This window comes from Nocardia sp. NBC_00508, assembly GCF_036346875.1.
Classification (GTDB): Bacteria; Actinomycetota; Actinomycetes; order Mycobacteriales; family Mycobacteriaceae; genus Nocardia.
Genome location: NZ_CP107852.1, coordinates 3,464,846 through 3,477,307 on the forward strand (window position 1 = coordinate 3,464,846; position 12,462 = coordinate 3,477,307).

The following is a 12,462-nucleotide window of genomic DNA, read 5'->3' on the forward strand; positions in this document are numbered from 1 at the left end:
GTCGGGTGCCGCTCGGGTTCTGGGCGTGCCCGGCGAGTTACCCATGTGCGCGCGAAATCAGTTGTGGCGTCGCGCCGGATGAGGCGTCTTTCTTCTCCGACGCATGGATCATCAGCGGAAGCCGGCGGGGCTGAGGCAGCCCCTCTGTGGGACCGCCTCAGCCCGGGAATCACCAGATCTTTACGCGCTCAGCGGGTTCCAGGTACAGCGCGTGGCCGGGTTCGACGTCGAATGCTTCGTGGAAGCTGTCGATGTTGCGTACCACGGCGTTGCAGCGGAACTCCGGTGGCGAGTGTGGGTCGATGGCGAGGCGGCGGATGGCCTCCTCCGAACGGGCCTTGGTGCGCCACACCTGTGCCCAGCCGTAGAACACCCGCTGCAAACCGGTGAGGCCATCGAGCTCCGGGGCTTCGACTCCGCTCAGCGAGATCTTGTACGCCTCCAACGCGATGGACAGGCCGCCGAGATCGCCGATGTTCTCCCCGATCGTGAACTCCCCGTTGACGGTGTGTTCGTCCGGCAGGTCCTTGGGCGAGAGCACGTTGTACTGATCGATCAATGCCTTTGTCCGCTTGCCGAATTCGGTGCGATCCTCGTCGGTCCACCAGTCGATCATGTTGCCGTCACCGTCGTACTTCGCGCCTTGGTCGTCGAAGCCGTGGCCGATCTCGTGACCGATCACGGCGCCGATGCCGCCGTAGTTGGCCGCGTCGTCGGCGTTCATGTCGAAGAACGGCGGCTGCAGGATCGCGGCGGGGAAGACGATCTCGTTCATGCCCGGGTTGTAGTAGGCGTTGACCGTCTGCGGCGTCATGAACCACTCGCCACGATCGACCGCGCCACCGAGCTTGTTCAGATCCCGATCGTGTTCGGCGGCATAGCCGTTGCGGTAGTTGCCGACCAGGTCGGCCGGATCGATCGCCACGGCCGAGTAGTCCCGCCACTTGTCCGGATAACCGATCTTCGGGGTGAACTTCTCCAGCTTGGCCAACGCGGCCGACCTGGTGTCCGGACCCATCCACTCCAGTTCGGCGATGTTGCGGCGATACGCCTCTTGCAGGTTGGCCACCAACTCGACCATCCGCGCCTTCGCCTGCGGCGGAAAGTGTTCGGCGACATACAGCTTGCCGACCGCCTCACCGAGCAGATCTTGCACCAGCGCGACACCGCGCTTCCAGCGCTCCCGGTTCTCCTCGGCGCCGGTCAGGGTGCGACCGTAGAAATCGAAATTCTCCTCGACCAGGGCATCGGTCAGATACGGTGCGCGCGCCCGCAGCACCCGCCACGCCGCCCACGCCTGCCAGTCCGCGAGTGGCTCGGCCGCCCAGACCTGCGCGAACGTGCGCAGGTAGTCCGGCTGGTAGACCACCAACTCGGCGAACAGAGCGGAACCGTTGCCGTCGACTCCCTCGGTCAGCGCGGAACTCCATGCGGTCCAGTCGAATTCGGGATTGTCCGCGGTCAACGCCGCGAAGGTGGTCAGGTTGTACCTGAGCTCGGCGTCGCGACGGCGCACCACGTCCCAATGCCCGGCCGCCAGCTTCTGCTCGAGAGCGAAGACGCGCTGTCCGACCGTGTCGAGTTCGGCAGGCAGCAGCCCCGCGACCTGCGAGTCGGCGGCGGCCAGGGCGAACACGCGGTTGATGTGCGCGATGTATTTCGCGCGGATCTCGGCGAATTCGTCTTGTCGGTAATAGGACTCGTCGGGCAGACCGATCCCGGACTGGGTGGCGTGCGCCAGATAGCGGGTGGAGTTCTTGTCGTCGGTGTCGATGAAGACGGCTACCGCGCCGCCCACGCCGGTGCGCTGCAACCGGCCGAGCAGCGTCGCGAAAGTCCCCTTGTCGCCCACGTCGGCGATCGCGGCGAGTTCGGCGGCGATCGGCGCGAGCCCGGCGGCGGCCACCGCGGCGGTGTCCATGAAGCTGGAGTACAGATCGCCGATCTTGCGGGCGTCGCTGCCCGACTCGGCGTCGGCGGCCGCGGCATTCTGGATGATTGCCTGGACGTCGAGTTCGGCTTGGTCGTACAGCGCGCGGAAGGCGCCGTCCACGGCGCGGTCGGCGGGTATCCGGTGGGCGGCCAACCATTTGCCGTTGACGTGCGCGAACAGGTCGTCCTGCACCCGCACGCCCTGGTCCAGGTGGGTCAGATCGATTCCGGAAGGGCGGGTCAGCTCGGAAGTCACGATCTCCAGTATGCCGACACGCGCGAGAGCCGGCCCCCGGCCGCGGCGGGCCGGGGGTACTGAGCGGGGGAATCAGGCGAGCTCGACGATGCGGTCGAATTCGCCATCGTGTGCGCCGAGCAAGAAGGCGTCCCACTCCTCGGAGGTGTAGGTGAGGGTGGTTGCGCGGTGTCGCAACCTGGTGTGACCGTTCGCGGCGGTGTGTGCGATCAGTTCGCCATTCGATCGCCCGCGGGTGCGCAGGACGTCGAGGAACGCGGTCCATTCGGCTACGGTGACGGTGATGATGGGCTCGTCGGCGGGGCGGTTGGCCGGGTTGCGGCGATATTTGCTGTCACGGATGAGCACCGCATCACCATCGAACCGAACCTCGACGCATTGATTGCCGTTGTTCGATCTGGTCGATGTGAACCAGCCGGTGCTCGCCGGCCGTGCGGTGGTGGCCATGGCCAGGATTTTACACGCGGGAATAGCGTCTGATCAGGGCCAATGACTCGGTACGTGAGAGGGACTGCTCCACGGCGCGCAGGTACGCGAAGCTCAGATCCCGCACCAGATCCGGGTCCTCGACGGCGCCGCCGAACACCGCGCTCTCCACCCAGCCGAAGGTGGGCAGCTGCTCGCCCGCGAAATCGATGAGGTGGAAGCTGGAGCCGCCGAGTACGGCGCCCGCGGTGGCGGCGAACGGGATCACCCGCACTTCGACGGTGTCGAGTTCTTCGATCAGCTCGGCCAGGTAGTTCAACTGCCCGCGCAGCACATCCGGCCCGCCGGTCTGCTGCAGCAGAGTGCCCTCCCCGAACACCGCGGTCAGCTCGACCGGGTCCGCGCCGCGCAGCCGCTCTTGTCGCCGCATCCGAATCGCCACCAACTGCTCGACCTGGACCGGCCGGATCATCACGTCGGCGCTGATCAACGCACGGGCGTAACCCTCGGTCTGCAGCAGGCCCGGCACGACGAGGCTGTCGTAGCTGCGGATGCTCTGCGCGCCGTACTCCATTCCGTACAGCCGCTGCAACTCCGTTCCGATCAGCGCCGACGACTTCGCCCACCATCCACGCTGCTTGCTCGCCTCCAGCAAGGCGAGCAGTTCCGCGCGTTCCTCGGGTTCCACCTCCAGCAACTCGAGCACGGGTCCGATGGTGTTGGTGGTGAGTACACGTCTGCCCTTCTCCACATGCGACCAGTTGGCCGGCGTGAACCCGACCCGCTTGGCGAACCCCGCCGAGTCGAATCCGCGCTGTTCGCGCAGCTCACGAAGGCGAAGCACCAGCTCCCAGCGGGCAACGGTCGGCGAGACGGGTGCCATGTCCGGTGATGCTACGCCCACGCCGAGTTCTGACACCGCGCTAGCGCGTGACTATTGTCAAGCAACTTGCCGAGGACTAGGGTCGATGCAAGCGGTCGATTTCCGAGCACGCGATCCACCCGCAATGAGGCGAGGTTGTTCGTCATGAGTAGATCCCGCACCGAATCAGGCAGTCATCTCGCGCCGACGGAGTTGCCTGCGATCCAGGACGCGTTCACTCGCTGCCGTCGCTACCGCCAGGACAACCGGCTGTACGCCGTCGTGGACGCGGCACTGGGACGCATCATGCTGGAAGTCGGCTCGGTGGGCGCCGTCGTGATGCCCACCGCCTTCGGTCGAAGGGTGCATGAACGATTGATCGCGGGAGCCGAGCACCGGCCGGGGCCGATCATCGCGCATCCGCGCTCCGACCGCTGGACCTTCCTGACGGGTCCGACCGACAATTCGTACCTGGACACCGAACTGTTCGCCGACCTGTTCCGGTACTGTGCCTCGATCGCACTACCCGGCAGCCACCTCGTGCTGCCCTCGCCCACGGACGAGCACGGCGGCTACCGGGTCTGGGCCGCCGCGCCCGATGGTGACTTCCGCCGCGAGTTCGGCGAAGTGATCGCCACGACCCGGGCGTGCGCCGCGGCTACCGGGGCGTCGGCGGGGCCGGCGGAGTTAGCGTGACGCTGTACTTATCCTGCAGCTTCTGATTCCACTCGCGCTCGCACTGCTCGATCCTGGACTGATCGCTGCCCGCCTTGTTCAGGCAGTCCACGAAGTCCCTGCCGCCGGAATCGACGAAGAAGCTGTAACCCACGATGGTGAGCAGCACGGCGCCGACCAGACTCAGCACACCGAGCAACAGACCGGCGATCGCCATGCCGGTGCCGCCCGAGGTGCCCGCGCGGGCTTTGACCAGAGCGATCACGCCGAAGATGACGGCGAAGATGCCGAATAGATAGCCACCGACGATCGTCCAGAAACTCAGCAACCCGATGATGCCGAGCACCAGCGCGGTGATCGCCAGGCCCTTGCCCTTCGGCGACTCCTGCCAGTACGCGGGCTGGCCGGGATACTGCCCGGGAGGCGGCGGGTATTGACCCGGCGGCGGGTACTGACCGGGGGGCGGATACTGCGACATGGACTTCCTCTCCGTCGGTGCCTCGCGATGCTCGGTCCGGACGAGGTGATCCGGTAGGTGCGCGGCGATCGCCTACTGATCGCGGTGCCTGCGGACGGATGTTAATGCGGTGGCTGGACAGGAACCGGCGACTACTGGGCGCCCAGGCGCGCGTGCATCTCCCACACCAGGATTTCCGAAGGTCGCCGCGCGATCACGCGCTGGCCGCCGGTCCTTGTCAAACGCACCGCGTCACCCTCGTAGAGCGGGCCGACCCCTTCCATCTCCACCTCCCCGCGCGCGACGAAGAAGTGTAGGTAGGGCGCGTCGGGTAGTTCGATGACCTGTTCGGCACCCGGCTCCGCGCTCATCATGCGCGCCACGTGCAGTGCCGAATGACTGCTGTTGATGGCGATGGCAGTCCGGTCGCGGTATCGGGGCAGGCCCGAGGCGACCGTCACCAGGCCGCCACCGGCCAGCTCGTCGTCGATCTCCAGCTGCTCGTAGCCAGGGGTGAGACCCGGGTCGTCGGGGACCACCCACATCTGCACGAAATGCACGGGCTCGTCGTGTTGCGGAGCGCGGCCGTCCAGCCGCCACGAGTCGTTCTTCTCCGAATGCAGGATGCCGGTGCCCGCGCTCATCCGCTGGGCCAGCCCGGGATAGATGACGCCGCTGTGGCCCAGGGAATCCTGATGCACCAGGCTGCCGCCGAGCACCCAGGTGACGATCTCCATGTCCCGATGTGGGTGGGTATCGAAGCCCTGTCCAGGGGAAACGATGTCCTCGTTGTTGACAAGCAGCAGGCCGTGGTGGGTGTTATCGGGATCGTAATGTTCCCCGAAGGAGAACGAGTGCTTCGAATCCAACCAGGAGACCCGCGTCTTCATGCGGTCGCCACCACGGTGGACGTCGATGTGTGGTGTCGTGAGTGTGGACATCATGGTCCTCCTCTCGGGACCGTGCACCGATCGCCATTCAGGGTAGGGCACTTCCGTCGCGGTACTCCGCATTCCTAGTAAATTGTGCAGCACTCGGCATTTTACGCGAGCGACCGGAAGGTGAACGGGAGGCAAGCAGAACCAACCGGTACGTCGAAACGTGGGGCCACCTCGTCGGATATCGCGGCCCCTGCCGATAACCAAGCGCCACATTGCCAACCGGAGGTAGCGACGTGCTGGGACCCGATGAGCTCGCCCGGATCGAACAGCAACTCCGCAGCGAAGCGCGGCGCGACGGCATCGCACATTTCGTGATCGGCGTCGCCGTGTTCCGCGCGGGCAGACTTCTGCTGGTGCGCCGGGCCGCGGACGACTATCGCGGCGGTTTGTACGAACTGCCCGGCGGAGGTGTCGAATCCGGAGAGACATTTGCCGAGTGCGTGGCGCGGGAATTGCTGGAGGAAACGGGGTTGCGTGTGCGCGCCATCACCGACTTCCTGGGCGGATTCGATTACGCCACCCGGACCAAGTCGAAAGTGCGCAAATACAGCTATGTCGTAGACGCGGAACCGGGTGATGTCGCCCTGGCGCCGCGCGAGCACGACGCGTTCGCCTGGATCGACGCAGAGGGCCTCGACGAACTGCCGATGGCGCCCGATACGCGGCAGACTGTCAGCACACTGGTCGATCGGGTCTGATTCGCACGCCGCGGGATTCGCCGCCTGCCTGCGGTGCGCGGCACCGTCGCCGAACGCAGTACCCTCGCGGACGTGTCGACTGGTCACGCCGAAGGCATCACTCCCGCGGAGCAGCAGCCGATCGGTCTGCGCGCGGCACTGCGGGAAAGCCCGGGCGTGTCGCGTCTGGCCGCGGTGCGCTTCGCCGGGCAATTCGGCGATGGGATGTTCCAGGCGGCGCTCTCGGGCGCGATTCTGTTCAATCCCGAGCGGGAAACCGATCCGCTGGCCATCGCGGCGGGCTTCGCCGTGCTGCTGTTGCCGTATTCGCTGATCGGACCATACGCGGGCGCGCTGCTGGATCGCTGGGACCGGCGCGCCGTGCTGCTGGTGGCCAACGTGCTGCGCGCGATCTTGATCGCCCTGGTGAGCGCGGGCCTGATCGCCGGGGTCGGCGAGACACCCCTGCTGCTCTTGGCGCTGGCCGTGGTCGGCGTCAGCCGCTTCGTCCTGGCGGGTGTGTCGGCGGCGCTGCCGCGGGTGCTGGCGCAGGCGTGGCTGGTGCCGATGAACTCGGTGTTCGCCACGGTCGCCTCCGGATGCGCCGGTCTGGGCGCGGCCACCGCGGTCGGCGTGATCGGGCTGATCGGAGCGGGGGACTTCGCCTCGTCGGTCGCGGTCGCGGTGAGCGGCGCCGGGTCGGTGGTCGGCGCGATACTGGCGGCCGGGTTCCGTCGGCATGTGCTCGGTCCGGCCTCCGACGCCGCGGCGCGGGAGAACACCGTGCACGCGATCGCCACCGGACTGCGCACCGGCGCCACAGCGGTATGGCAATCGGTGCAAGTCACCACGGCGATGCTGGGGATAGGCACGCATCGGATCGTCTTCGGCGTGAATACGCTCATCATGGTGCTGGTGCTGCGCCAGGTTCCGGTGGACGGCTCGGGGCTCAGCGGTGGTCTGGTCGGTTTCGGCGTCGCCATCGCCGCCACCGCGGCGGGCATGCTGGTGGCCGCTGTCGTGGCGCCGCTGCTCATCCCCAGGCTGGGGCGGCCGCGCACGGTGGTCGCCGGTCTGATCACCGCCTTGCTGGTGCAAATCACCCTGGTCACACCGATCGCGTTCGCCGACTCGGGCACCGCGGTGCAGCGCGCGCATCAACTTCTGCTGGTCGGCGCGTTTCTGTTGGGGCTGGCCGGGCAGACGATCAAGCTCACCGGTGACGCGACAATGCAGATCGATATCGATGACGCACGGCGGGGCCAGGTATTCGCATTACAGGACACCGTCTTCAACATCGCGTTCGTGCTGGCGATCGCGGTTGCGGCGCTGGTGATTCCGGACGACGGCCGATCGCTGGCCGTGATTCTCGCCGGCGCCGCGATCTACGGCGCGGGCATCGCGGCGATCGCGCTGAACACGCGACGCGGCACACTCACGCGATGAACGGTTCGTCGCCGAGGGTTCGTCCGTCGCGGCTCAACCAGTGCGCCAAGTGGTGGGGCAGCGCGTCGGCCAGTGCGGCGGAATGGTCGGAGTCCGGCTGCGTGGACAGTACATCCGCCGGCTCCGCGCCGTCGACGAGGCGATCGGGCGCCTCCTGCTCGGTGCGCACGATCCAATCCAACGGCTCGCTCGCTGCGTCGGTGGGCAGACCGGTGACCTGGTGATTCCAGGTGCCGAGCCCGGTGGGGTCGGTGAAGAAATGGTCGAGCACACCGTCGTCGTCGAGATCCAGCGCCGCGATATCGGCGACGCCGGAGCCGGAAGAATCCCAGAGCGCGTCGTCGGCGCTGCCATCTCCGTCGAAGTCCAGCCGCACCGCGTCGGCGGCTCCCGTGTCGCCGAGTTCCAGGTCGGCCGGACTGGTCCAAACGTGCACGGGACCGTCGCCGGTGCCGAACACGTACTCGATCTCGTTCATATACCTTTGGACGCGCGCGCAGCGACACCGGTTCCATTACCCGGACGTTTTCCGATTCTCGTCCCACGTTCGCGGGCGCAGTTCCGGTATGTTGACCTGTCGGCGGCCGACCGACAGGAGACAACACGACATGGGTTTTCCGGCGAAGACGCCCGATGCGGTGACAAAACTGCTGGGCGCGTGGAAGACCCGGGCCGCTACCGGTCGCCCGGCGGTCGGCTAGCGGCCGCCGAGCCGACGTGATGCGCCGATCCGGAATCACATCCCCTTGTGCACCGGCGTTGTTCGGCGCGCTACTCGCCGGCGTTCTCACTATGCCGATGCCCGCCGCGCAGTCCGCACCGTTCCCGTGGGCGCCGCCGCCGGTGAACAGCTGCGGTGAGGTCGGGTTCGATCCGCTCGATCGCGAGCCCGATCCCGCGCAGCCGCCTCCTCCGCCACTGCCGCCGCAGATCGATATTCCGGTTCCGGTCCCGGAGATCACGCCGGTTCCAGTGCCCGACCCGCCACAGGACAACACGCGGATCGTCCCCGACCCACTGCCGGAGAATCCGTGCGACAACCCGTGCCCGGATATCAGGGACAACCCGAAACCGCCGGAGCCCGATGCCGATCCGAGCCCGAAGTCCGACAACGGCACCGCTCCCGGGCCCGGCACTGGTTCGGGCTCCAGCTCTGGTTCCGCCCCGGGGTCGGGCAGCGGCTCGGGCTCCGGAAGCAGTTCGGGTTCGGGTAGCGGCTCGGGTTCCGGCAGCGGCTCGGGTTCCGGTGACCCGGTCAAACTGCCGCGCATCGAGTTCAAGCCGGAGGTCGAACCGATTCCGATTCCGGTGCCCGGCGGTCCGGGTGAGGAGCCACAGCCCGCTCCGCCGCACGTGGTGCATCCGGCTGAACCGGGTCCGCTCGCGGCGCCGGTGGCCGCGCCGCGCGTCGAATCGGTACGGCTGGTCGGTCAGGTGACCGGGCACGGTTCGGAGAACCGCACCGACATGCGCTGGCAGGTCGACGGCACCGACCTCGGGCTGATGTGGGAAACGACGCCAGGCGAGGTGGCCGTGGTTTTCGGCGACACCTTCGGCAAGGGCTGGGGCGGCGGTGGCGCAGGCAACGACGACCAGGACTGGCGCAGCAACGTAATCGGCTTCAGTACCGATCGCGACCTGTCCGACGGCCTGACGCTGGATACCTTCGCACAGGACAGCCGCTGTCACGCCGCGGAGATCCTGGGCAGCCGCAAGATCAAGAACTGGGAGACCACCACCATCCCGACCTCCGGGTTCGCCATCGGGAACCGGCAATACCTGAGCTACATGTCGGTGAACAGGTGGAGCCGCATCCCCGGCCTGTGGTGGACCAACTACGGCGGCATCGCCTACTCCGACGATCACGGGCGTACCTGGAGGAAAGACCAGCATGCCAAGTGGGAGAACTTCTTCGGCCTCGGCAGGTTCCAGGTAGCGGCGATGGTGCCGGAGGGCGACTACGTCTACATGTTCGGCACGCCCAACGGCCGCATCGGTGTCATCGGGCTGGCCAGAGTGCCGAAGCACCAGGTGCTCAACAAATCCGCCTACCAGTACTGGGTGGGCGGCAGCTGGGCGCCCGCGGCCGAGAATCAGGCCACCCCGCTCGTGCTCGGCATGGCCAGTGAGCTATCGGTGCGCTACGACCGGGAGACCGAGCAGTGGCAGATGGTCTATCTGGATTCGGCGCAGGGCGCGATCGTGCTGCGCACCGCGTCCAGCCCGCAGGGGGCATGGACGGAGACGATCCCGCTGGTATCCACCGCCGACTACCCGAAGTCCTATGGCGGTTTCATCCATCCATGGTCGACGGGCGAGGATCTGTACTTCACGCTCTCGGAGTGGGACAGCTACAACGTGTATCTCATGCACGCCCGGCTGAATTCGAGCGCCGGTCAGGCCGCACGGACGAACCGCACGGGCTGACCGGGGCGCGCCTGCGCGATCGCGTCGACATCCGCATCGATGACCACGGCGATCACGGGGTAGCCGCCCGTGATCGGGTGGTCGGCGAGGAAGATCACCGGCTGCCCGCTCGGCGGCACCTGGATCGATCCGAGCGCCATGCCTTCGGTCGGCAGCTCGCGGGTGTCCGTGCGGGCCAACGGAGGGCCGGTCCGGCGATCGAGTCGCGCACCGATCCGGTCGGTATCGGAGGAGACGGCCCAGAGGCCGTCGAACAAGGCAGCGGCATCGGTGAACCAGTCGTCGCGCGGACCGAGCACGGCACGCACGGTGACGACGTCCACGGGCAGCTCGGCCACCGGGGCGAAATCCACGATCGGAATGGTGTGCGGAGACGGGCCGATCGGGAGACGATCCCCCTCGGCCAACGGCTCCGGCCCCAATCCCGACATGGTGTCCCGGCTGCGCGAACCGAGCGTGGGGGGTACGTCGATACCGCCGCGCACGGCGACATAGCTGCGCAGTCCGACCGCCGCGTAATCGAGCCGAAGCACCTGTCCCGGCTCGAGCTCCAGCACACTGGCATGCCCCACGGGCCTGCCGTCAACAGTCGCGGGCGCCGCCGCGCCGGTGACCGCCAGCATGACGTGTTCTTCGGCGTGCAGCGCGAATCCGCCCAGTAGCACCTCGATCGCCGCGTGGCCCTCGGGGTTGCCGACCAGCCGATTGGCCAACCGCAGCGACCCACGGTCCGCAGCGCCCGCGGAACCGACACCGGAATCGAACCAGCCCGCCCTGCCGAGATCTTGAATGGTCGCGAGCGGACCGACCTGGTCGACGACGATCATCCGGCGTCCTTCGCGTCGACGAATCGGACCGTGTCGCCCGCGCGGACCAATGCGGGTGGATCGCGCTCGATCTCCCACATCCTGAGCTCAGTGGTCCCGATCAGCTGCCACCCGCCGGGCGTACTGCGCGGATACACCGCGCTGTAACCTCCGGCCAGCGCGACCGCGCCCGCTGGAATCGCGGTACGCGCCCGCGCTCGGCGTGGAACGGCCAGCCGGCCATCGGGCGATTCCAGGTAACCGAAGCCGGGCGCGAATCCGACGAACGCGCACCGCCACACCGTCTCGGTGTGCGCGGCGATCACCTCGGCGGTGCTGAGTTCGAGCAGCCTGGCCACCTCGTCCAGATCGGCGCCGTCGTAGCGCACCGGGATCATCACCGGGGCGGCTCGGAAAGCGTTGTCCGGCAGTGTTACCCGGGACGCGTTGGGCCGCAGTTCGCGCAGCGAAACGAGCATGGTGGTCAGCGCGCGGCGCACCGCGTCACGGTCGCGTGGTGAATCCAGCGTCAGCAGTACGGTTTCCGCGGCCGGGAGTACGTCCTGCACACCGGGGATCGATCCGGCTCGCAGCGCAGCGACGAGGTCCGCCACAACCTCCCGTCGCTCCGGCGTCACCAACAGCGCCCGATCGCCTGCTGGGCGAATCGCCGTCTCGGCCTCGTGCCGAGCCGCGTCGGGGACCGCGCCCTTCGTCATATCCCGCATATCCCGCCTCAACCGAACGGCTCCACCGGCACGCCGACTTCGTCCAGCGCGGCGCGGATGCGACGGGCCATCTCCACCGCCGCGGGCGAATCACCGTGCACGCAGATACTCGCGGCGCGCACTGCCACCGCGCCGGATCCGTCGACCGTCCGCGCCGTGCCCGACTCGGCGATCGAAACCGCTTGGCGGACCGCATCCTCCGGGCGCAGCACCGCGCCGGGCTCACCGCGCGGGGCCAGTGCGCCACCGAGCGTGTAGGCGCGGTCGGCGAAACCCTCGCCGACGAATCGCACCCCCGCGGCCTGCGCGGCCAGCTCCAGCTGGGTGCCCGCCGGGCCGAGCAACGCGAGCCGCGGGTCGTACTCCACTATCGCGCCCAGCACCGCATCGGCCAGCTTCAGATCGCGCGCGGCCGAATGATAAAGCGCCCCGTGCGGTTTCACGTACCGCACCCGATCGCCCGCGGCCTTCGCGAAGGCGTCGAGGGCGCCGATCTGATACAGCGCCTCGTCGTGCAGCTCGCCGGGCGCGACAGTGATCTCGCGCCGCCCGAATCCGGCCAGGTCCCGGTATCCGACATGGGCGCCGATCCGCACCCCCTTCGCCACCGCGAGCGCACAGGTCTTGCGCATGATCGAGGGGTCGCCCGCGTGGAAGCCGCAGGCGATGTTCGCACTGGTGACGATGTCGAGCATCGCGGTGTCGTCGCCCATCGTCCACGGTCCGAAGCCCTCGCCGAGATCACTGTTGAGATCCAGCGCCATGTCCGTTCTCCCAGCTCCGTGTTGCGGCGGACTTTCGATTCTCGTCCCGGAGCGTTCGTCCCGGC

At 67.8% G+C, this 12,462-nt stretch carries 13 protein-coding genes; 4 read left to right on the top strand and 9 right to left on the bottom strand.

All coding sequences use genetic code 11. The annotated features are described in order from the left end of the window. Positions 1–169: 169 nt before the first annotated feature. The 3 genes from OHA40_RS15430 to OHA40_RS15440 form a co-directional block, all read right to left on the bottom strand. Positions 170–2,188 (bottom strand): M13 family metallopeptidase, encoded by a 2,019-nt coding sequence (locus OHA40_RS15430; protein ID WP_330233731.1) that lies wholly within the window; start codon positions 2,186–2,188, stop codon positions 170–172. 72 nt (positions 2,189–2,260) lie between these two features. Next, on the bottom strand, positions 2,261–2,635 hold the full coding sequence (locus OHA40_RS15435) for a DUF397 domain-containing protein (RefSeq protein ID WP_330233732.1): 375 nt from the start codon (positions 2,633–2,635) through the stop codon (positions 2,261–2,263). Between the two features lie 10 nt (positions 2,636–2,645). After that, the gene (locus OHA40_RS15440; RefSeq protein ID WP_330233733.1) at positions 2,646–3,497 is read right to left on the bottom strand and encodes a Scr1 family TA system antitoxin-like transcriptional regulator; all 852 of its coding nucleotides are present in this window, start codon (positions 3,495–3,497) and stop codon (positions 2,646–2,648) included. A 144-nt stretch (positions 3,498–3,641) separates the two neighbouring features. On the opposite strand from OHA40_RS15440, the gene OHA40_RS15445 reads away from it, so the two are divergent. Further along, a complete protein-coding gene (locus tag OHA40_RS15445) occupies positions 3,642–4,172 on the top strand; it encodes a hypothetical protein (RefSeq protein WP_330233734.1) in 531 nt (176 codons plus the stop codon). On the opposite strand, the gene OHA40_RS15450 is transcribed toward OHA40_RS15445, so the two are convergent. Then, the gene (locus OHA40_RS15450) at positions 4,135–4,629 is read right to left on the bottom strand and encodes a DUF4190 domain-containing protein (protein WP_330233735.1); all 495 of its coding nucleotides are present in this window, start codon (positions 4,627–4,629) and stop codon (positions 4,135–4,137) included. The genes OHA40_RS15445 and OHA40_RS15450 overlap by 38 nt on opposite strands. A gap of 131 nt (positions 4,630–4,760) precedes the next feature. Next, positions 4,761–5,549, bottom strand: a complete 789-nt coding sequence (locus OHA40_RS15455; RefSeq protein WP_330234193.1) for a pirin family protein — start codon at positions 5,547–5,549, stop codon at positions 4,761–4,763. 233 nt (positions 5,550–5,782) lie between these two features. Here OHA40_RS15455 and OHA40_RS15460 point away from each other — a divergent pair, with 233 nt between their 5' ends. Together OHA40_RS15460 and OHA40_RS15465 are read left to right on the top strand one after the other, a co-directional pair. Further along, positions 5,783–6,247 (top strand): NUDIX hydrolase, encoded by a 465-nt coding sequence (locus OHA40_RS15460; protein ID WP_330233736.1) that lies wholly within the window; start codon positions 5,783–5,785, stop codon positions 6,245–6,247. Between the two features lie 96 nt (positions 6,248–6,343). After that, positions 6,344–7,672 carry an MFS transporter gene (locus tag OHA40_RS15465; protein WP_330234194.1) on the top strand — a complete coding sequence of 443 codons (1,329 nt, stop codon included), beginning with the start codon at positions 6,344–6,346 and terminating at the stop codon, positions 7,670–7,672. On the opposite strand, the gene OHA40_RS15470 is transcribed toward OHA40_RS15465, so the two are convergent. Continuing rightward, positions 7,662–8,150, bottom strand: coding sequence for a hypothetical protein (locus tag OHA40_RS15470; protein ID WP_330233737.1), 489 nt, complete (start codon positions 8,148–8,150; stop codon positions 7,662–7,664). The two genes, OHA40_RS15465 and OHA40_RS15470, sit on opposite strands and share 11 nt — an antisense overlap. A 320-nt stretch (positions 8,151–8,470) precedes the next feature. Here OHA40_RS15470 and OHA40_RS15475 point away from each other — a divergent pair, with 320 nt between their 5' ends. After that, positions 8,471–10,099, top strand: a complete 1,629-nt coding sequence (locus OHA40_RS15475) for a DUF4185 domain-containing protein (protein ID WP_330233738.1) — start codon at positions 8,471–8,473, stop codon at positions 10,097–10,099. Here the strand turns inward: OHA40_RS15475 and OHA40_RS15480 are convergent. Genes OHA40_RS15480 through OHA40_RS15490 form a run of 3 tightly spaced genes read right to left on the bottom strand, consistent with a single transcriptional unit; the run spans position 10,069 to position 12,397 of the window. After that, positions 10,069–10,926 (bottom strand): biotin-dependent carboxyltransferase family protein, encoded by an 858-nt coding sequence (locus tag OHA40_RS15480; RefSeq protein WP_330233739.1) that lies wholly within the window; start codon positions 10,924–10,926, stop codon positions 10,069–10,071. The two genes, OHA40_RS15475 and OHA40_RS15480, sit on opposite strands and share 31 nt — an antisense overlap. Further along, complete coding sequence (locus OHA40_RS15485; protein WP_442944006.1) at positions 10,923–11,633, bottom strand: 5-oxoprolinase subunit B family protein; 711 nt, start codon at positions 11,631–11,633, stop codon at positions 10,923–10,925. Before OHA40_RS15485 ends, OHA40_RS15480 begins: the two co-directional genes overlap by 4 nt. A gap of 8 nt (positions 11,634–11,641) precedes the next feature. Continuing rightward, on the bottom strand, positions 11,642–12,397 hold the full coding sequence (locus OHA40_RS15490) for a LamB/YcsF family protein (RefSeq protein ID WP_330233740.1): 756 nt from the start codon (positions 12,395–12,397) through the stop codon (positions 11,642–11,644). Positions 12,398–12,462: the final 65 nt, after the last annotated feature.